This window comes from Pseudomonas sp. PS01301, from assembly GCF_029960215.1.
In the GTDB taxonomy this organism is placed as follows: Bacteria; Pseudomonadota; Gammaproteobacteria; order Pseudomonadales; family Pseudomonadaceae; genus Aquipseudomonas; species Aquipseudomonas coleopterorum.
This window is the reverse complement of the sequence record NZ_JASCPM010000008.1, coordinates 31,428-52,218: the sequence shown is the minus strand read 5'-3', so window position 1 is coordinate 52,218 and position 20,791 is coordinate 31,428. Positions and strand designations below refer to the sequence as shown.

Below are 20,791 nucleotides of genomic sequence, written 5' to 3'. Positions count from 1 at the left end.
CTGGCAAACCCGTGCGCAGCTCCGCAATCTGGCCACGCCCGACCGTTCATCAGCAGAGATCACCATGACACACATTCAACAGGTACACGATGTCGTTGCGCGAACGTTATGGGGTGAAGCCCGTGGCGAAGGCATCCGCGGACAAATCGCGGTGGCCTGGGTCATCCGCAACCGCGTGCAGGACGCCCAGCCACGGTCATGGTGGGGCGAGGGCTACATCGGTGTGTGCCGCAAGCCCTGGCAGTTCAGCTGCTGGAACCTTCGCGATCCCAATTACCCCTATGTCAGTGGCGCTCGTCCCATTCCCCCGGCGCAGCTGGCGCAAGCCCTGGCAGTAGCCGAACAGGTGGTGGCCGGCCAGGTGGCAGACCCCACCCGGGGTGCCACCCATTACCACGCCACGCACCTCTCCCCACCGCCAGCCTGGACAAAGGGCGCTACCCGCACCTTGGTGCTGGGTGGCCATGCCTTCTTCAAGAACGTGGCCTGAGCCTACCTGCGGTCTCGACAAAACCTGGTCAGTATTACCGCCCGTGCAACAGTGTTTCACCGCGCTGCGCTATGGCGATTTGTCGCAGCTGCAGGATTTTTTTGATATCGTTGCGTAACTAACTAATTAGTTAATGCTGCGGCGGCACCCGTTTCCCTTCCGGGAGCTTTGACGGGAGGCCGTGCAGGTCGTGGAACCACGTCACCCATCGTGTCATGACAAGCGTGTCGTACAGGCTTGCCTACACTGTGTTCGACCTTCCAGAAACGTTCATGCGTCAACAGGATCATGCAACATGACTAAGCCTCAACCTTCGCCAGCGGTGCGCCGTTGGCCCATCTGGGTCGCTGCCTTGGGCGTACTCGTATTCGGACTGCTCTATCTTGCTGGCGGTGGCTACCTCGCCGCGCTGGGGGGGAGCTGGTACTTCCTGCTGGCCGGTCTGGGCATGACCGTCGCCGCCATCGCCCTGTTCAAGTCGCGCCTGCTGGGCGCCTGGCTGTTCGCCGCGGTTATGGTGCTGTCGGTGATCTGGGCCCTGGTCGACGCCGGTCTGAACTTCTGGCCGCAAATCTCCCGTCTGTTCGCTCCGGCGGTGCTGAGCCTGGTGGTGGCGTTGGCCTATCCGACCTTGCGTCGGGCCAATGGCCTCAGCGGCGGCCGCGCTGGCTATGTGCTCGGCGCCGTGCTGGCGGTGGCGGTGGTTGCTGGCGGCGCCGGCATGTTCGTACCACACCCTTCGGTCGCGCCGACCGGTGAAGGCCCCGGCCTGACCCAGGTCAACCCGGCCAATGCGCAGAAAGACTGGGCCCATTACGGCAACGACGAAGGCGGCAATCGCTTCGCGGCCCTGGACCAGATCAACCGCGACAACGTCGCCAGCCTGGTACCGGCCTGGACCTACCACACCGGTGACGTTGCCATCAGCAACGGCAACGGCGCCGAAGATCAGGCCACACCGTTGCAGGTGGGTGACAAGGTGTTCGTGTGCACCCCGCACAACAACATCATCGCCCTGAATGCCGACACCGGCAAAGAGCTGTGGAAGAACGAGATCAATGCCCAGGCTGCGGTCTGGCAGCGTTGCCGTGGCCTGGCGTATTTCGATGCCAGCAGCCCGGTGGTTGAGTCCAGTGAAGGCAACACGCCAGTCAAGGCGGTGTCGGTCGCACCCGGCGCCAACTGCCAGCGTCGCCTGCTGACCAACACTATCGATGCCCGCCTGATTGCCGTGGACGCCGACACCGGCGAGTTCTGCCAGGGCTTCGGTAACAATGGCCAGGTGGACCTGAAAGCCGGTCTGGGCAAGGTTCCCGATTCCTACTATCAGTTGTCGTCCGCGCCGTTGATGGCAGGCACTACCGTGGTGGTCGGCGGCCGTGTTGCCGACAACGTGCAAACCGACATGCCCGGTGGCGTGATCCGTGGTTTCGACGTGATCACCGGCGAGATGCGCTGGGCCTTCGATCCGGGCAACCCTGAGGACAAGCAGGCGCCGACCGGCGACAACACCTATGTACGCAGTACGCCCAACAGCTGGGCGCCGATGTCGTACGATCCGAAGATGAACACTGTGTTCCTGCCCATGGGCAGCTCGTCCACCGACATCTACGGTGTTGAACGTACTGCGCTGAACCATCGTTACGGTGCTTCGATTCTGGCGCTGAACGCGACCACGGGTGAGGAAAAGTGGGTCTATCAGACCGTGCACAACGATCTGTGGGACTTCGACCTGCCGATGCAGCCCACCTTGATGGACTTCCCCAAGCCTGACGGCAGCAGCGTGCCAGCAGTGGTGATCGGTACCAAGGCAGGGCAGATCTATGTGCTGGACCGCGCCACGGGTCAACCGCTGACCGCTGTGCAGGACATTCCGGTCAAGGGCTCGGACATTCCTGGCGAACCCTATGCCAAGACCCAGCCGCTGTCGGTGGGCATGCCGCAGATCGGCGCGCAACACCTGAGCGAATCGGACATGTGGGGTGCCACGCCGTTCGACCAGATGCTGTGCCGCATCTCGTTCAAGAAAATGCGTTATGAAGGCCTGTACACCGCGCCGGGCACCGATGTGTCGCTCAGCTTCCCGGGCTCCCTGGGTGGTATGAACTGGGGCAGCTTGTCGACCGATCCGGTGCATGGCTTCATTTTCGTCAATGATATGCGCTTGGGCCTGTGGGTGCAGATGGTGCCTCAGCAGAAAGATGCCAAGGCTTCTTCGGGTGGCGAAGCGCTGAACACCGGCATGGGTGCGGTGCCGCTCAAGGGCACGCCGTATGCGGTGAACAAGAACCGCTTCCTGTCCATCGCCGGCATCCCGTGCCAAGCGCCGCCATTCGGCACCTTGACCGCGATCGACATGAAGACTCAGAAAGTGGCGTGGCAAGTACCGGTCGGGACGGTGGAAGACACCGGCCCAATGGGTGTGAAGATGCACCTGCCGCTGCCGATCGGCATGCCGACCCTGGGTGGCACGCTGTCGACCCAGGGTGGCCTGGTGTTCATTGCCGGTACACAGGACTACTACCTGCGGGCGTTCAACTCGGCCACCGGTGAAGAGGCCTGGAAAGCCCGTCTGCCGGTTGGCAGTCAGGGCGGCCCGATGACCTTCGTCTCGCCCAAGACCGGCAAGCAGTACGTGGTCATCACCGCCGGCGGCGCGCGCCAGTCGCCAGACCGCGGCGACTACGTGATCGCCTACGCCCTGCCCGACAAGAAGTAACCCTCACCGCCGCTGCCACACCCCTGTAGCAGCGGCGCGAGCCGCGTCGGCGGTGCATGCGGTGTATCAGACAATCCGCGTCGAGGCCGGACGCGGCTTGCACCGCTGCTACAGGGGATTGCAGCGTCAATGTCTCACGCGGTGTGTCTACTTGCTCCGGGCGTCAAATCACCTCGGTGATGACCTGAACGTTGCCGCCCATGCTGACCTCATCGTCCACCTCTTTGCCCAACAGGCTTTGCCCCAGCGGCGAGCGTGGGGTGATGACCATGACCAGGCAGCCTTCGAACTCAAGCTTCAACCCCGCCGCATCCGGCCCCAGGAAAAACCACTGGCGCGCACCCGTTGCCGATTCCAGCGTCACCAGTGCGCCCAGCTCGATTCCCGCCCGAAAATCACGCAACTGCAACGCACGAAACTTCGCCAGCCCCTGGCGAATCTCCTCCATTCGCCGCGCCTGTCCGGTGGCCAGGTAGGACGCTTCCAGCCCCAGCGTGTCGTATTTGTTCTCGGCCACGTTCTCTTCGTGGGTGGCGGTTTCATAGGCCGTCTGGGCAGCCCGCTGGGCCACGTCCAGGTCCAGGGTCAGGCGTTCGATGATCGATTGCAGCAGGGCAGGCTTGTTCATGGGCAGACTGATGATTGGGGCGAGCGCACGATTGTCGCACGAACCGCCTTTAATGCTTCTGTGCGCCGGTGTTTATGCGGACAATAGCGCGCTTTGTGTAACCGTTTGCGTTGGAGTCAGCCATGAAGGCCACCTGGGACATTTTCTGTACGGTCGTGGACAACTACGGCGACATTGGTATCACCTGGCGCCTGGCCCGGCAGCTGCAGGTCGAGCACGGCATGCAGGTTCGTCTGTGGGTCGACGACCTGGTGCCGTTCGCCCGCCTGTGGCCTGCGGCGAACGCCGAGCAGGCGCAGCAGTGGCACGACGGCGTCGAAGTCCGGCATTGGAGTGGCGAATGGCAAGCGACCGAGGTCGCCGACGTAGTGGTGGGGGCCTTCGCCTGCAAGCTGCCGCCCGAATACGTCGACGCGATGGCGGCCCGCAGCCCGAAACCGTTGTGGTTGAACCTCGATTACCTGAGCGCCGAAACCTGGGTCGATGGCTGCCACGGCCTGCCGTCGCCGCAGCCGGGCGGACTGCGCAAGTACTTCTTCTTCCCCGGCTTCACCACGGGGACCGGTGGCCTGCTGCGCGAAGCCAGGCTGATCGAGCGGCGCGAGGCTTTCCAGGCCGATCCTGCGGCACGTCAGGCGTTTCTCGCAGAACTGGGGATTGAGCCCGAACAGGGAGCGCGCGTGCTCTCCCTGTTCGCCTACGAGCACAGTGGCCTGGCCTCATGGCTGGACGCGCTGGCTGACGATACGCGCAGCAACCATCTGCTGGTCCCCGAAGGACGAGTGCTGGCCGATGTACGGCAATGGCTGGGCGACGCTTCCCTGGAGGTCGGCAGCCAGGTGCAACGAGGCAGCCTGAAGGTCCAGGTGCTGCCGTTCGTCCGCCAGAGCGAATATGACCGGCTGCTGTGGTGCTGCGATTTCAATGCCGTGCGCGGCGAAGATTCCTTCGTTCGCGCCCAGTGGGCCGCCGCGCCGATGGTCTGGCACATCTATGTGCAGGAAGAATACGCCCACTGGGAAAAGCTCGAAGCGTTCCTCGATCGCTACGGCGAAGGCCTGTCGCCCGCGGCCTATGCGGCGCTGCGCGGACTGTGGCGGGCCTGGAACCAGAGCGTGGAGGGCGCCGACATCGGCCCGGCGTGGCGCGAGGCCCTCGAACACTGGCCGGAACTGGTCGCGCACGCGCGTCAATGGTGCGCGCTACAGGCCGCACAAGCTGATCTTGCGACGGCGCTGGTGCAGTTTTACCGAAATTGGCTATGATACGCGGCCTAGATTTTTGTAAATCACCATCCAAATTCGGATATTCGTAATGAAAACTGGTAAAGAACTGAAACCCGGTACCGTGATCCGTATCGACAACGACCCTTGGCTGGTTCAGAAAGCTGAATTCACCAAGTCGGGCCGTAACAGCGCGATCATGAAGACCAAGCTGAAGAACCTGCTGACCGGCTACAAGACCGAAACCGTCTACAGTGCCGACGACAAGCTGGACGACGTGATCCTGGACCGCAAGGAAGCGACCCTGTCGTTCATCAGCGGTGACAGCTACACGTTCATGGATACCACCGACTACACCATGTATGAACTGAACGCCGAAGACATCGAAGCCGTTCTGCCATTCGTGGAAGAAGGCATGACCGACGTCTGCGAAGCCGTGTTCTTCGAAGAGCGTCTGGTCAGCGTAGAGCTGCCGACCACCATCGTGCGTCAGGTCGACTACACCGAAGGTTCCGCTCGCGGCGACACGTCGGGCAAGGTCATGAAGCCTGCCAAACTCAAGAACGGTACCGAGCTGAGCGTTGCGGACTTCATCGAGATCGGCGACATGATCGAGATCGACACCCGTGAAGGCGGTTCGTACAAAGGTCGCGCCAAGTAAGCTTCATGCCTGCTTGATAGCGATGCAAAAACCCGACCTTGAGTCGGGTTTTTTTATGCCCAGTCACCGCCCATTTCGTAGGAGCGGTCATCGGCCGCGAAAAAAACGCCACGGTATATCCTGATACACCGTAGTGCTTTTTTCGCGGCCACTGACCGCTCCTACAGGCTGGCGTCGCGGGGCGGGGTGGTCAATGCGAATGCCGCGGCACCTCGGACCCCCTGCACCCGACCAGAAAATCGAAATCGCAACCCTGGTCGGCCTGCATCACGTGGTCGATGTACAGCTGCCGGTAGCCGCCCACCAGCAACGACTGCGATGGTGCCTGCCAGTCAGCCAGGCGGGCCTGCAGTTCGCTGTCGGGGATGTCCAGGTGCAAGCGCCCGCTGGCGCAATCGAGCTCGATGTAATCGCCTTCGCGGACCACCGCCAGCGGCCCGCCCGCAGCCGCTTCCGGCGCCACATGCAGGACCACCGTGCCGTAGGCAGTGCCGCTCATGCGCGCGTCGGAAATGCGCACCATGTCGGTGACTCCTTGCGCCAGCAGCTTGGCCGGCAGGCCCATGTTGCCCACCTCGGCCATGCCCGGATAACCCTTGGGCCCACAGTTCTTCATGACCAGGATGGAGCTGGCGTCCACGTCCAGGTCTGGATCGTTGATGCGCGCCTTGTACATGTCGAAGTCCTCGAACACCACCGCGCGACCGCGATGGGTCATCAGCGCAGGAGTGGCGGCCGAGGGCTTGAGCACCGCCCCTAGCGGCGCCAGATTACCGCGCAACACGCAGATGCCACCGTCGGCCACCAAGGGGTTGTCGATGGCGCGGATCACCTCGTCCTCGCCATAGATCGGCGAGTTCTGCACGTTCTGCCACAACGTCTGACCGTTGACGGTCAAAGCATCCGGGTTGGGGATCAGATTGTTTTCCCCCAGGCGGCGCAGGACGGCCGGGAGACCACCGGAATAATAGAACTCCTCCATCAGGAAGCGCCCCGACGGCTGCAAGTCGACCAGGGTGGGGGTGCCGCGGCCGATGCGCGTCCAGTCGTCCAGCTCCAGGTCCACGCCGATCCGGCCGGCGATGGCCTTGAGATGGATCACCGCGTTGGTCGAGCCGCCGATCGCCGCGTTGACCCGAATGGCGTTTTCGAACGCCTCCTTGGTAAGGATCTTCGACAGACGCAGGTCTTCACGGACCATCTGCACCGCACGCATGCCCGACATGTGCGCAAGCACATAGCGACGCGAATCCACTGCCGGAATGGCGGCGTTGTGTGGCAGCGAAGTGCCCAGCGCTTCGGCCATGCAGGCCATGGTCGAGGCGGTGCCCATGGTGTTGCAGGTACCGGCCGAACGCGACATGCCGGCCTCGGCCGAGAGAAACTCGTCGAGGCTGATCTGGCCTGCTTTGTACGACTCGTGCATCTGCCAGACGATGGTGCCGGCGCCGATGTCCTTGCCCTTGTGCTTGCCGTTGAGCATCGGCCCGCCGGTCACGACGATGGCCGGCACGTCGCAGCTGGCCGCGCCCATCAGCAGGGCAGGGGTGGTCTTGTCGCAGCCGGTGAGGAGCACCACGCCGTCGATCGGGTTGCCGCGGATCGCTTCTTCTACATCCATGCTGGCCAGGTTGCGGGTGAGCATCGCCGTGGGGCGCAGGTTGGACTCGCCATTGGAGAACACCGGAAATTCCACAGGGAAGCCACCGGCCTCGATCACGCCGCGTTTGACGTGTTCGGCGATGGTGCGGAAGTGGGCGTTGCACGGCGTCAGCTCGGACCAGGTGTTGCAGATGCCGATGATCGGCTTGCCATTGAACTGGTGATCGGCGATGCCCTGGTTCTTCATCCAGCTGCGGTACATGAAGCCGTTCTTGTCAGCCGTACCGAACCATTGGGCCGAGCGCAGGGTGGGTTTGTTGTCAGGCATGAGGGCTCTCTTATTGTAAGACTTGTTTTTGTGTATGCCCTCAAAATAGGCCATTGGATCGTCGATTGGAAGAGCTTGTGAAGCAAATAGTAATACTATAAAGTCGATTTCAGTGAAGGTTGAGCGTCGTTCAGGCCCCCCGAAAAGGGCGACGGGGCGCTGTGGCCTTCCCACCCAAAACAAGCATAAAAACAAGAAAGTGGAGATCGATCCCATGAGCCAGGAACTCGGGCTTATACGCCGCATCACCTTCAAATTGATCCCGTTCCTGATTCTGCTGTACCTGATCGCCTACGTGGATCGCTCCGCAGTGGGCTTCGCCAAGCTGCACATGGGCGCGGACGTGGGCATCGGCGACGCCGCCTACGGCTTGGGTGCAGGGCTGTTCTTCATTGGTTACTTTCTACTGGAAATCCCCAGCAACCTGATGCTCGAACGCTTCGGCGCCCGTCGCTGGTTCGCCCGCATCATGATCACCTGGGGCGCCATCACTATCGGCATGGCGTTCGTGCAAGGTCCGCACAGCTTCTATGTCATGCGCTTCCTGCTGGGGGCGGCTGAAGCCGGCTTCTTTCCCGGCGTGCTGTACTACATCACGCAGTGGTTCCCGGTCCGTCACCGCGGCAAGATCCTGGGTCTGTTCATTCTGTCCCAACCCATCGCCATGATGATCACCGGGCCTGTGTCCGGCGCTCTGCTGGGCATGGACGGCGTGCTCGGCCTGCACGGCTGGCAGTGGTTGTTCATCGTCATCGGCACGCCGGCCATCCTGCTGACCTGGCCGGTGCTGCGCTGGCTGCCCGATGGCCCGCAGCAGGTCAAATGGATGAACCAGGCTGAGAAAGACTGGCTGGCCACTGAACTGCAGAACGACCTGCAAGCCTATGGCCAGACCCGCCACGGCAACCCGCTGCATGCGCTCAAGGATTTTCGCGTGCTGCTGCTGGCGTTGTTCTACCTCCCGGTGACCTTGAGCATCTACGGCCTGGGCCTGTGGTTGCCGACCTTGATCAAACAATTCGGCGGCAGCGACCTGACCACCGGATTCGTGTCTTCGGTGCCGTATGTATTCGGCATCATCGGGCTGTTGCTCATCCCGCGCAGCTCGGATCGTCTCAACGACCGCTACGGCCACCTGGCGGTGCTGTACGTGCTGGGCGCAATCGGTCTGTTCCTCAGCGCCTGGCTGAGCCTGCCGGCGGCGCAGCTGGCGGCTCTGTGCCTGGTGGCGTTCAGCCTGTTCTCCTGCACGGCGGTGTTCTGGACCCTGCCGGGCCGCTTCTTCGCCGGGGCCAGTGCGGCGGCCGGCATTGCCCTGATCAACTCGGTGGGCAACCTGGGCGGCTACATCGGGCCGTTCGTGATCGGCGCGCTCAAGGAGTACACCGGTAACCTGGCCAGCGGCCTGTATTTTCTCAGCGGCGTGATGGTGTTCGGGCTGGTGCTGACCGCAGTGGTCTACCAGCTGCTGGAGCGCCGTCACGTGCTGCCGGCCGATACGTTCGCCGCCAGCGCCCGTTCCTGAACCCAGCAAAAGGAAGCTCGTCATGCATCTGGTGCAATTTGAATTGAACAACGGTCAACGTCGGGTCGGTCTGGTCGACGGCGATCGGGTCCACGAAGTGCGCGGCGCGAACAGCGTCCGTGAACTGGCTTTGGCCGCCATCGCCGCAGGTCATGGCCTGGCCCAGGCGGTGGATGGCTGCGGTCTGGGTGAGCAGCACGACTACCCGCAGTTGCTCGAACAGGGGCGCATTCTGCCGCCGCTGGATCACCCCGATCCGGCGCACATGCTGGTGACCGGCACCGGCCTGACCCACTTGGGCAGTGCCGCCACCCGCGACAAGATGCACCAGCACAGCGCCGACACGGCAGTCACCGACAGCATGAAGATATTCCAGTGGGGTGTGGAGGGCGGCAAGCCTGCCGCGGGCCAGCCCGGGGTGCAGCCGGAGTGGTTCTACAAGGGCGACGGCAGCATCGTCGTGCGGCCCGGCCAGGCGTTCCCCGTTCCGCCCTTCGCCGAAGACGCCGGCGAAGAGCCCGAGCTGGGTGGGCTGTACGTGATCGGCCCGGACCGCCGCCCGTATCGCTTGGGATTCGCCCTGGGCAACGAATTCTCCGACCATGTGATGGAACGCAAGAACTACCTCTACCTGGCCCATTCCAAGTTGCGCAGTTGCAGCTATGGTCCGGAGCTGCGCGTGGGCGAGCTGCCCGAACACCTGTCCGGTACCAGCCGTATCCGGCGGGCTGGCGAGGTGATCTGGGAAAAGGAATTTCTCAGTGGCGAAGCGAACATGTGCCACAGCTTCGACAACCTCGAGTACCACCATTTCAAGTACGCGCAGTTCCTCAATCCCGGCGACGTGCATATTCACTTCTTCGGCACGGCCACGCTGTCGTTCGCCGATGGCCTCGCCACCCAGGTGGGTGATCGCTTCGAAATCAGCCTGCCGGAGTTCGGCGCACCGTTGGTGAACAGCGTTGGCCAGGCAGAGCAAGCGTTCGCTCCAGGCACCGTGGGCGTCCTGTAGGGGCGCGACAGCAGGCCAGAAGGATGCATCGCAGGTATCATGGTCCGACTTTACCCAGGAGGTCCGACCATGACCCTGCCCACCGCGCTAGAAACCTGCGACATGCTGCTGATCGACACGCTGCATGCCTTCGACTTCTCCTTCGACGAAGAGCAGACCCTGCACATCGAATGCATGGACGGCCGCGAGCTCAAGCGTTGGGCGTTTACCCTGGCTGAGCAGCAGGCTGCTCAGCCAGGTGCCGAGCCCGACAGCTTCGTTATCACTCGCGACGGCACGTCCCACACCTTGACGTGCCTCAGTGCCTTTTCGGCCCGCGACGAAGACGATGAAACCCAGGCGTGAACACGGTGGTCTGTAAAGTCCGATCCACGTTCGCTCCTGCTGCCGCAACAACATTCAGCGCCATGCAAGATCGGCCACACACAAGAGGCTTCGGAGAAACCTTCATGAAGCGAGTTTTGCTATCCATGCTTGTCAACGGCTTGGCCCTGACATCCCTGCACGCCGCTGCAGCCGAAAAATATGACCTGCTGGTGGGCACCTACACCCAGGGTTCCAGCGAAGGCATCTACCGCTATGCCTTCGACAGCACTACCGGCCAGATCGAGGCCCAGCCTCGGCAGACGGTCAAGAGTTCCAACCCGTCCTGGCTGACCTTGTCCCAGGACCAGCGCCGCCTGTTCGTGGTCAATGAAAACGGCCCCGGCCAGAAAGACGTAATTGGCAAGGTCACCAGCTTCACCGTGGACGGCAAGACCCACGATATCCGTCAGGTCAATCAGGTGGCCACCAGCGGCGACGAGCCGACCCATTCCAGCCTGAGCCAGGACGGGCGCCACCTGTTCGTCGCCAACTATGCCGTCAGTGCCAATCCGGGCGGCAGCCTCAGCGTGCTGAATGTGGCCGAAGACGGCACCCTCAGTAACGTCGTGCAGGAGCTCAAGCACGTGGCCAGCCAGGTCAACCCCGAGCGCCAGGCCGGGCCCCACGTGCACTCGGTGGTGTCGCTGCCGCCTTCGGGCCGCTACGTCTACGCCAGCGACCTGGGCGCCGACCGGGTCTACGTGTACCGTTATGAGCCCAAGTCCGCCGAGCGTCCGCTGGTGCCCGCTCAACCGGCCTCGGTGCAACTGCCGGACGGCAGTGGTCCGCGTCACCTGCTGTTCAGTCGTGATGGCAAGCACGCCTACCTGACATTGGAAATGAGCGGTCAATTGGCCATGTTCGACGTCAAAGATGGCAACCTCGTACGCCAGCAGCTGCTCGAACTGGGCACTGTCGGCAAGGAAAGCGCCAGCGGCGCCTTGCACCTGTCTGCCGATGGTCGCTTCCTCTACGTGAGCAACCGTGGCACGGCCAACCAGATGCTGGTGTTCAGCGTCGACCCCGGCACCGGCCATCTCAAGGAGATCCAGCGTCGGCACGTGGACGGCGATCACCCACGCGAGTTCGCCCTAGACCCCACCGGTCACTTCCTGTTGATCGCCAACCAGAAGAGCAACCAGATCACCGTGCTCAAGCGCGACGCCAGCACCGGGATGCTGGGTGAGACGGTACAGAGCTTCAAGCAGGACGCGCCGTCGGACCTGAAATTCCTGACTCAGTAACACGCTACAGAGAACCCGGCGTGCCAGGCACGCCGCGTTGTCCGGGTCAGGGCGCTAGCCGCTGACCTCGACGCTGCTCAGCCCATTGCCCAAACGCCGCACCTGAATCTGCACCGGGATGCGTTCGTGCATCTCCTGCACGTGGGAAATCACCGCCACCTTGCGGCCCTGCGCCTGCAGGCCGTCGAGTGCGTCCATCGCCAGTTGCAGCGATTCGGGATCGAGGCTGCCGAAGCCTTCGTCGATGAACAGCGACTCGATGCGCAGCGTGCTCGATGCCATCGACGCCAGCCCCAAGGCCAGTGCCAGCGACACCAGAAAGGTTTCCCCGCCCGACAACGAATGCACCGAGCGCAGTTCGTCGCCCATTTCGGTGTCCAGCACCAACAGCCCGAGCATGCTGCCGCCGCGCTTGAGGCGGTAGCGGCGCACCAGCTGACGCAGTTGCACGTTGGCGTGATGCACCAGCAGGTCGAGGTTGTAGGCCTGGGCGATCTTGCGGAAGCGATCGCCTTCGGCCGAACCGATCAGCGCCGCCAGGCGCGCCCAACGCTGGTAGTGCGCATCGGCCTCGGCAATCTGCGTCTGCAGGGTCTGGTTGGCGCGGTGCCGACGCTGGTCTTCGGCTTGCTGTGCGCGCAGCTCGGCGCATTGCTGCTCCTGCCGTTCGACGTCCATCAGCAGGGCCGCGTGCTGTGCGTCCAGCGCCTCGGCACTGGCAATCGCGTCGACCTGTGTCCGATGAGCCTGCTGGCGCTGCTCGCGTTCGTGCAAGCGGATGCGCGCCTGTTCCAGGGTTTTTTCCGTGGCCTGCAGGCGGCTGCGCAGCTCATCGACTTGGGGTTCATCGATGGCGAGCAGTGCCTGCAACCCGTCGTCGTCCAGTTGCGGACGCTGCTCGCGCCAGGCGTGCAGGGTCTGCTGCACGTCAGCCAGGGTTTGCTGCAATTGGGCCTGCTGCGCAGTGTCGGCCTCCAGGGCGCTGGCGGTCTGCACTGTCTGGGTTCGGAGATCCTGTTGCTGTCGGTCGACCTGCCGTTCCTGCTCGCGCGCCGTCTCGACCTGATCGTGCAAGGCCGTCTGCCAGGCGGACGCCTGGGCATGCTCGCCCAGCAATTCGCGCAGTCGTGCTTCGCAAGTCTGCAGGTGCGTGGACAGCGCCTCGACCCGCTGGCGTTGCTGCTCGCAGTCGGTCTGGTGCCGCGCATGCTCGCTGCGGGCCTGCTCGATGCGTCGCGCACGGGCGTCGAATTCCGACTGTTCTTCATCGCGCTGCTCGATCTGCGCCAGGCGCTCGGCGATGTTCTGCTCCAAGGCCATGAACGTCTGCGCCGGGTGTTCGCGCAGGGCCTGCAGGCGAGCGGCGGGCAACTGACTGGCCAGCGCCTGCAACTCGTCGTCGAGCCGCTGCTGGTCGGCGTCCAGGTGGGACTGATGCGCCTGCAGTGTCTGCTGCGCCTGCTGGCTGGCTTCCCTGGCCTGCGTCACGGCGCGCTGCAGGGCGGTCGCCTGCTGTTGCAAGGCCAGCAGGCTGTTCTGCTGACGTTCATCCTCGTCAATCAGACGCGTGTGGTTGGCCAGGGTGTCGCGCAGCCAGTCCGCCGGCTGCTCGGCGTCGCTCAGGGCAGGGTAGAGCGGATGCCGGGCCAGCTCGGCGTCGCCTGGCTGGTCGAGCCATTGTTGCTCCTGCGCCTTGAGCTGCTTGTGCTGCTCGATCAGCGCGCCGACTTCGGTACGCAGCTCGACCAGGCGTTCGGACAGCGGCTTCAGCGCAGCGCGGGCGCGCTGCTCTTCGTCGTCATCGTGCGCCGACAGCGCCTGCAACAGCGCCTCCGGCGCATGATAGGGGTGCTCGATACTGCCACAGACCGGACAGGGCTGCTCGGGCTGCAAACGTTCGCGCAACTGCTCGACGCTTTCGCTGCGCGCCAGGCGCTGGCGTTCGAGCAGTTGCAGGGTCACCTTCAAGGCTTGCTCGGCCTGTTCATGGGCCGCGCGGACCTCCAGCCCCTGGGCGGTCAATTGCTCGCGCCGGGCCAGCAAGGTGGCCTGCTGCTGGCGCCCTTGTTCCAGACGTTCCTGAACGGCGTTGCGCCGCTGCCACAGCCGTTCCAGTTCCTGTACGCCACGCAGTTCCAGGCGTTGCTGTTGCAGGCGCTGGGTCAGTTGCTGCAAGCGCTCGGGCAGGTCCTCGGCGCTGCATGGGGCATGCTGAAAGACGTGGGCAAGGTCGCTTTGATGCGCTTCCAGGCTCGTCTTTGTGGCCTGTGCCTGCGTCTGCAACTCTGGCAGTTCGATCTCGCCCTGGCGCAGGCGACTGCTCAGCGTCACCACTTGCTGCAGGCGCGGCAGGTAGGCGCTCCAGGTGGCGGCCAGCGGCGCCAGTTCGGCGCTGCGCTCGAGCGCGTCGGCGACCTGCTGCAGGCGTTCGCCACTGTCGGTCTGTTGCTGCTCCATGCCCAGCAACGCCTGCGCCCCGGACGCAAGCTGCCGCTCGGAGTCGGCCAGCGCCGGACTCAGGGGTTCGAGCTCGGCCTGCAATCGGCTTCGGTTCGACTGCTCGTCGAAGGCCTGCTGCAACCGGGGCTGCGCTTGGGCCTGTTGCGCCAACGCCTGTTGCAGCGTGCGCCCGGCCTGCTCGCGTTGCTCGTCCAGTTGTTGCTGCTGCACCGCCTGCTGTTGCTGCCGCGAACGCGACAGCTCGATACGTTCGGCTAGGGGCTGGAGCTGGGTGCGCACTTCCTGCTCGCGGCTGAACAGGTAGCGTTGCGGTGCCAGTTGTTCGAGCATGTGCAATTGCAAACGTTGCTCGGCGCCTGCTTCCCATGCCTGGGATGCGTCTTCCACCTGCTGCCGTGCCGCCTGGCAGTCGTCGCTCAGGCGCCGGTCTTCGCGGTGCCACTGTTGTTGCTGTTCCACCTGCTTGAGGTGCGCCTGGTGCTGCCGCAGTTGCTCGCTGGCGGTGTGAAATTCCAGATCCAGCGCTTCGCGCGCTTCGGCGGTCAGTGGCGCGATACCGGTGGCCTGGTCCTGCCAGTGCTTGAGCTGCTCGCGGGCGTCGCGGCTCTTTTCGAAGGCGCGTTTGCCCAGGCGCGTATAGAGCGCGGTGTCGGTGAGCTTTTCCAGCAGTTCGCTGCGTTCATTGTCGTCGGCCTTGAGAAAGGCACTGAACTCGCTCTGCGCCAGCATCACCGCACGGGTGAATTGCTCGAAGTTCAGCCCCAGGCGGGCTTCCAGCAGTTGCTTGTATTCCCCTTTCTGGCTGGCGAGCAACTGGTCATTGTCCAGATCGCGCAGCGACTGCCGGCTGTTCTGCAACTTGCCCGCCGGTTTGTCCCGTGCCCGGTTGGCCTCCCAGCGCGCGCGATAGCGACGACCGTCGACGCCGAGGAAATCCACTTCCGCATAGCCCGCCCCGGTACCCCGGCGCAACAGGGTCCGCGGGTCGTAGCTGCCGATTTCACCGTCGGCGTCGGGCACCTTGGCACTCTGCGACGCATTGCCCAGACGCGGTACGGCGCCGAACAGCGCCAGGCACAGGGCGTCGAGCAGGGTGCTCTTGCCCGCGCCGGTGGGGCCGGTGATGGCGAACAGACCGGCGCTGGCCAGCGGTTCGGCGGTGAAGTCCAGTTCGAACGGGCCTGCCAGCGAGGCGAGGTTCTTCAGGCGGATGGCGAGAATCTTCATGGGGTTTCGCCCTCCAGCTGCACTTCCTGCAACAACTGCGCGAAGTCGTCCAGGGTCTGTTCGTCCACCTCGCTGCCGTAGCTGTCCAGCCAGGCGCGGCTGAACAGTTCGTGGGGGCTGAGCTGGTCCAGCTCGATCAGGGCGCCGACATCCTCGTGGTCGGCGTTGACCCGCCCGGCGTACTCGGCAGCGATCCGCACCAGACGCACGGCTTTGCCTTGCAGGGCGGTTTCGATGTGCTGGCGCAGGTCCGGTTGCGGCTCGTCGAGTACTACCCGCACTTCCAGCCAGGGGTAGCTCAGCACATCGGCCAACAGGTCCACGTCCGGTAGTTGCTGCAACTGTTCGCGGACCTGCGGCAACGGCGCCGGGCCGATGCGCAGCAGGTCGACCGCGCGCGGGATCAGGATCGGTTCCACGCTCACCAGCTGCTCGCCGGCGCACTCGATCTCGAGGATCTGGTGCGGGTACTCGATCTCGGAAAACGACAGCGGTATGGGCGAGCCGCTGTAGCGAATGCGTGATTCGCCGTTGACCTTCTGTGGCTTGTGCAGATGGCCCAGCGCAACGTAGCTGATGCTGGCATCGAACAGGCTGGCCGGAAGGGCTTCGGCGCTGCCGATCACCAGGCTGCGCTCGGACTCCATCGACACCGAACCGCCCGCCATGTGCGCGTGGCTGATGGCGATCAGGGCCTGACCCGGCGTGCGTCGGGCATTGGCAGCGGCGATCAGCATTTCGTGGACCTGGGCGATGCCTTGCAGGTAATCCTCGCCCAGGGTTGCGCCGGTCACCTCGGCGGGGCGCAGGAAGGGCAGGGCCAGGCACCAGGCCTGCACCTGGCCATGGGCATCGGGCAGCGGCAGCAACAGCCGCTCGCTGTCGAGGCGGCCGTCTTCGAGCCACATCACCCGGCCCAGCGCATGGGTGCGCAGGCGACGCATCAACGGCCCCGGTAATTCGATGCGCGAACCGGAGTCGTGGTTGCCGGCGATCATCACGATGGTCAGCTGCGCTTGTTGCTCATGGGCGCTGACGATGAAGTTGTAAAGCCGCTCCTGCGCCCGCACCGGCGGATTGACCGTATCGAAGATGTCGCCCGCCACCAGCAGCACGTCGGGCTGGCGCTGGGCGAGCTGACGCAGCAGCCAGCGCAGGAAGCTTGCGTGTTCGAAGTCGCGCTCCTGACCGTGCAGGCTTTGGCCGAGGTGCCAGTCGGAGGTGTGGAACAGGCGCATGAAGGCTCCAGGGGGCAGGGAAGGCCGCCATGATAGCCGTTCGGTCCCGCGCTTCCCATGCGCCCGCTCGTAGCGGGATGTGACGGACCGATTTTTACGCTTTCTTTACGGCCAGGCCCGGGTATCGATCTCGCGCCTTTACACCCTGGCCTCGGAGAATGTCGGCAAGCGGCAGCCGCCGCGCCTGGAGATATTCCCATGTCTGTTCTGGACGGCCTGTTCCTGCTGCTGGCCATCGGTTTGTTCGTGTACCTGCTCGTTGCCCTCTTGCGCGCCAGTGGAGGCTAGTCATTGATGAACAGTCACGATTTCGCCCTGATAGCGGCCTTTCTCGCCTTGATCCTGCTGCCGGCGCCCTGGCTCGGACGTTTCTACTACAAGGTCATGGAAGGCCAGCGCACCTGGCTCAGCGTACCGCTGCAACCGGTGGAGAAGCTGTGCTACCGCGTTTGCGGTATCGATGCGCAACAGCAGCAGAGCTGGCAGCAATATGCCTTGGCGCTGCTGGTTTTCAACCTGGCCGGATTCGGCCTGCTGTTCGCCATGCTGATGCTGCAGGGATATCTGCCGCTCAATCCCCAGCACCTGCCGGGCCAGGAATGGACCCTGGCGTTCAACACCGCCGTCAGCTTCATGGCCAACACCAACTGGCAGGCGTACAGCGGCGAAACCTCGCTGAGCTACCTGAGCCAGATGGCTGGCCTGGGCGTGCAGAACTTTCTCAGTGCTGCCACCGGGTTGGCGGTGCTGGTGGCGCTGTGCCGTGGCATCAGTCGCCGTTCGGCCAGTACCCTGGGCAACTTCTGGGTCGATGTGACCCGTGCCACCCTGTATGGGCTGCTGCCGCTGGCCTTGCTGCTCGCTGTGTTCCTCGTCTGGCAGGGTGTGCCGCAGACATTCGCGCCCTATGTGGACGCGCTGACCTTGCAGGGCAACCCACAGACCATCCCCCTCGGCCCGGCAGCCAGCCAGATCGCCATCAAGCAACTGGGCACCAATGGCGGCGGGTTCTTCGGGGTCAACTCGGCCCATCCGTTCGAGAATCCCACGGCCTGGAGCAACCTGTTCGAACTGGTCGCGATCCTGACCATCCCGGTCGCCCTGGTCTTCACCTTCGGCCATTACGTGAAGGACCTGCGCCAGAGCCGGGCGATCCTGGCCTGCATGTTGACCTTGCTGTTGCTGGGCCTGGGGCTGTCGCTGTACGCCGAGCAGCAACCCAACCCATTGCTGGCCAGTGCCATGGTCGAACAGACCGCGCCGCTGGAAGGCAAGGAAAGCCGCTTCGGCACCACCGCCAGCGTGCTCTGGTCGGTGACCACCACGGCCGCCTCCAATGGCTCGGTCAATGCCATGCACGACAGCCTCAACCCGCTCTCCGGGATGGTCGCGCTGGTCAACATGATGCTCGGCGAAGTCATCTTCGGCGGTGTCGGTGCCGGTCTCTACGGCATGCTCCTCAACGTGCTGCTGACGGTGTTCCTGGCCGGCTTGATGATCGGTCGGACTCCGGAATACCTGGGCAAGAAACTCCAGGCGCGCGAGGTGCGCTGGTTGGTGGCGAGCCTGCTGGTGATGCCCGTGGGCGTGCTGGTGCTCAGCGCCATCGCCGTGAGCCTGCCGGGGCCGGCCGGAGCGGTGAGCAACCCCGGCCCCCATGGCTTCACTCAGCTGCTGTATGCCTACACCTCGGCCAGCGCCAACAACGGTTCGGCCTTCGCCGGCCTGTCCGCCAACACGGCCTTTCACAACCTCATGCTGGCTTTGGGCATGTTGCTTGGCCGCTTCGGCTACATCCTGCCGGTGCTGGCCCTGGCCGGAGCCCTGGCCAGCAAAAACGCCAGCGCGCCGAGCGCCGACAGCTTCGCCACCCACGGCCTGCTGTTCATCACCCTGCTGACCGTGACCCTGCTGATCGTGGGTGGCCTGACTTTCCTGCCGGTGCTGGCCCTGGGGCCGATCGCCGAGCACTTGAACCTGCATTTCTGAGGCCTGGACCATGAACCGATCGACCGTTGCCGCTGCCACGCAACCACAACCGCCCGCCGGGGCCACCTTGAGTGCCCTGTGGCGACCCGCGCTGCTGCAGGCGTTCGTCAAGCTCGACCCCCGGCGACTGCTGCGCAGCCCCGTGCTGCTGGTGGTGGAATTGTGCGCCGTACTGACCACTGGCCTGTGCCTGCTGCCCGACCCGGCAGTGTCGGCCTCGGTTGCCGTGCAGATTGCCGTGTGGCTGTGGTTTACCCTGCTGTTCGCCAATTTCGCCGAAGCACTGGCCGAAGGCCGTGGCCGTGCCCGCGCCGACAGCCTCAAGGCCGGCAGCCAGGGCCTGCAGGCTCGCCGGCAACGTGCCGACGGCAGCTTCGAGACGGTTGCCGCCACCGCCTTGCGCAAGGGCGATGTGGTTCGCGTCGAAGCCGGGCAGATGATTCCCGGTGACGGCGAGGTGCGCGAGGGCATCGCCGCCGTCAACGAGGCCGCCATCACCGGTGAGTCGGCGCCGGTAATCCGTGAATCGGGTGGCGACCGCTCGGCCGTCACCGGCAATACCCTGGTGGTGTCGGACTGGCTGCTGATCGAGATCAGCACCGACCCCGGCGAGTCGACCCTGGATCGCATGATCGCTCTGGTGGAGGGCGCGAAGCGGCAGAAGACGCCCAACGAAGTGGCCCTGGACATCCTGCTGATCGGCCTGACCATGGTCTTCCTGCTGGTGGTGGTCACCCTGCAGCCGTTTGCTCGCTTCTCCGGGCACAGCCTGCCGTTGGTGTTTCTCCTGGCATTGCTGGTGACCCTGATCCCGACCACCATCGCCGGCCTGCTGTCGGCCATCGGTATCGCCGGGATGGACCGCCTGGTGCGGCTCAACGTCGTGGCCAAGTCCGGCCGCGCCGTGGAAGCGGCCGGCGACGTCCATGTGTTGCTGCTCGACAAGACCGGCACCATCACCTTCGGCAACCGCCGCTGCAGCGCCTTGCATGCCGCCCCTGGCGTCAGCGACGCACAGATGGCCGAAGGTGCGCTGCTGGCTTCGCTGGGCGATGAGACGGCGGAAGGGCGCTCGGTGGTCGAGTTTATCCGGCCGCTGTTCAGCATCGACGAGCCGGCCGCCGAGCGCTGGCAATCGGTGCCGTTCAGCGCCCAGACACGGCTGTCGGGCGTCGACCTCGACCAGCAGAGCTACCGCAAGGGTGCGGTGGACTCGCTGCTGGCGTTCATCGGCCAGTCCAGGGCGCAGCTTGCGCCTGCGCTGGCCGAACACATCGAGCGCATCGCGCAAAGTGGCGGCACACCGTTGCTGGTATGCCGCGACCGGCAGTTGCTGGGTGTCATCCACCTCAAGGACGTGGTCAAGCCCGGCATTCGCGAGCGCTTCGAGCAGCTGCGCAAGCTGGGCATCCGCACCGTGATGGTGACCGGCGACAACCCGCTGACGGCTGCCGCCATCGCCGCCGAAGCCGGGGTCGACGATGTGCTGGCCGAAGCCACGCCGCAGAAGAAGCTGGCGCGCATACGCCAGGAACAGGCCGACGGCCGCCTGGTGGCCATGTGCGGCGATGGGGCCAACGATGCCCCGGCGCTGGCCCAGGCCGACGTCGGCGTGGCGATGAACGATGGCACCCAGGCCGCGCGCGAGGCAGCCAACATGGTCGACCTGGACAGCGATCCGACCAAGCTGCTCGACATCGTGCGTATCGGCAAGGAACTGCTGGTCACCCGCGGCGCCTTGACCACGTTTTCCATCGCCAACGACGTGGCCAAGTATTTCGCCATCCTCCCGGCGCTATTCGCTGCGGTGTACCCATCCCTGGGCGTGCTCAACGTGATGAACCTGGCCAGCCCGCAGAGCGCGATCCTCTCGGCCATCGTCTTCAACGCCTTGATCATCATCGTGTTGATCCCCCTGGCCCTGCGCGGCGTGCGGGTGCAGGCCGACAGCGCCGCGCAACTGCTGCGGCGCAACGTTCTTATCTATGGCCTGGGTGGTTTGGTGGTGCCCTTCATCGGCATCAAGGCCATCGATATCGTCCTCACCGCTTTGCACCTGGTCTGACCCTGGAGCTTGAA

The 20,791-nt window shown here is 64.3% G+C and carries 15 protein-coding genes; 11 read left to right on the top strand and 4 right to left on the bottom strand.

Annotation, left to right across the window (positions count from 1 at the left end; genetic code table 11):
* Positions 1-64 precede the first annotated feature (64 nt).
* Both QMX89_RS06165 and QMX89_RS06160 read left to right on the top strand, forming a co-directional pair.
* Entirely contained in the window at positions 65-490 is a 426-nt protein-coding gene (locus QMX89_RS06165) for a cell wall hydrolase (RefSeq protein ID WP_282347476.1), read from the top strand.
* Positions 491-785: 295 nt separating this feature from the next.
* Complete coding sequence (locus QMX89_RS06160; RefSeq protein ID WP_049858927.1) at positions 786-3,209, top strand: glucose/quinate/shikimate family membrane-bound PQQ-dependent dehydrogenase; 2,424 nt, start codon at positions 786-788, stop codon at positions 3,207-3,209.
* A 163-nt stretch (positions 3,210-3,372) separates the two neighbouring features.
* Here the strand turns inward: QMX89_RS06160 and QMX89_RS06155 are convergent, their stop codons facing one another.
* Complete coding sequence (locus QMX89_RS06155; protein WP_282347475.1) at positions 3,373-3,837, bottom strand: GreA/GreB family elongation factor; 465 nt, start codon at positions 3,835-3,837, stop codon at positions 3,373-3,375.
* A 122-nt stretch (positions 3,838-3,959) separates the two neighbouring features.
* Here QMX89_RS06155 and earP point away from each other — a divergent pair, with 122 nt between their 5' ends.
* Positions 3,960-5,102, top strand: coding sequence for an elongation factor P maturation arginine rhamnosyltransferase EarP (gene earP, locus QMX89_RS06150; RefSeq protein WP_282347474.1), 1,143 nt, complete (start codon positions 3,960-3,962; stop codon positions 5,100-5,102).
* Positions 5,103-5,151: 49 nt separating this feature from the next.
* A complete protein-coding gene (locus QMX89_RS06145) occupies positions 5,152-5,721 on the top strand; it encodes an elongation factor P (protein ID WP_049858924.1) in 570 nt (189 codons plus the stop codon).
* 190 nt (positions 5,722-5,911) lie between these two features.
* On the opposite strand, the gene QMX89_RS06140 is transcribed toward QMX89_RS06145, so the two are convergent.
* The gene (locus QMX89_RS06140; protein WP_282347473.1) at positions 5,912-7,651 is read right to left on the bottom strand and encodes an IlvD/Edd family dehydratase; all 1,740 of its coding nucleotides are present in this window, start codon (positions 7,649-7,651) and stop codon (positions 5,912-5,914) included.
* 214 nt (positions 7,652-7,865) lie between these two features.
* Here QMX89_RS06140 and QMX89_RS06135 point away from each other — a divergent pair, with 214 nt between their 5' ends.
* From QMX89_RS06135 to QMX89_RS06120, 4 genes are all read left to right on the top strand, one after another.
* The gene (locus QMX89_RS06135) at positions 7,866-9,176 is read left to right on the top strand and encodes an MFS transporter (protein ID WP_049858922.1); all 1,311 of its coding nucleotides are present in this window, start codon (positions 7,866-7,868) and stop codon (positions 9,174-9,176) included.
* A gap of 22 nt (positions 9,177-9,198) precedes the next feature.
* Positions 9,199-10,188: an AraD1 family protein gene (araD1, locus tag QMX89_RS06130; protein ID WP_049858921.1), complete on the top strand. Its 990-nt coding sequence runs from the start codon at positions 9,199-9,201 to the stop codon at positions 10,186-10,188.
* Between the two features lie 69 nt (positions 10,189-10,257).
* The gene (locus QMX89_RS06125; protein ID WP_236707082.1) at positions 10,258-10,533 is read left to right on the top strand and encodes a DUF5629 family protein; all 276 of its coding nucleotides are present in this window, start codon (positions 10,258-10,260) and stop codon (positions 10,531-10,533) included.
* Positions 10,534-10,637: 104 nt separating this feature from the next.
* On the top strand, positions 10,638-11,798 hold the full coding sequence (locus tag QMX89_RS06120; protein WP_056843630.1) for a lactonase family protein: 1,161 nt from the start codon (positions 10,638-10,640) through the stop codon (positions 11,796-11,798).
* 54 nt (positions 11,799-11,852) lie between these two features.
* On the opposite strand, the gene QMX89_RS06115 is transcribed toward QMX89_RS06120, so the two are convergent.
* Entirely contained in the window at positions 11,853-15,485 is a 3,633-nt protein-coding gene (locus tag QMX89_RS06115; protein WP_282347472.1) for an AAA family ATPase, read from the bottom strand.
* On the bottom strand, positions 15,482-16,723 hold the full coding sequence (locus QMX89_RS06110; protein ID WP_282347471.1) for an exonuclease SbcCD subunit D C-terminal domain-containing protein: 1,242 nt from the start codon (positions 16,721-16,723) through the stop codon (positions 15,482-15,484). Before QMX89_RS06110 ends, QMX89_RS06115 begins: the two co-directional genes overlap by 4 nt.
* A gap of 198 nt (positions 16,724-16,921) precedes the next feature.
* On the opposite strand from QMX89_RS06110, the gene QMX89_RS06105 reads away from it, so the two are divergent.
* Genes QMX89_RS06105 through kdpB form a run of 3 tightly spaced genes read left to right on the top strand, consistent with a single transcriptional unit; the run spans position 16,922 to position 20,777 of the window.
* Positions 16,922-17,011: a potassium-transporting ATPase subunit F gene (locus QMX89_RS06105; RefSeq protein WP_082223535.1), complete on the top strand. Its 90-nt coding sequence runs from the start codon at positions 16,922-16,924 to the stop codon at positions 17,009-17,011.
* Positions 17,012-17,017: 6 nt separating this feature from the next.
* Positions 17,018-18,712, top strand: a complete 1,695-nt coding sequence (gene kdpA / locus QMX89_RS06100; protein WP_282347470.1) for a potassium-transporting ATPase subunit KdpA — start codon at positions 17,018-17,020, stop codon at positions 18,710-18,712.
* A 10-nt stretch (positions 18,713-18,722) separates the two neighbouring features.
* Positions 18,723-20,777 (top strand): potassium-transporting ATPase subunit KdpB, encoded by a 2,055-nt coding sequence (gene kdpB / locus QMX89_RS06095; RefSeq protein WP_282347469.1) that lies wholly within the window; start codon positions 18,723-18,725, stop codon positions 20,775-20,777.
* Positions 20,778-20,791 lie beyond the last annotated feature (14 nt).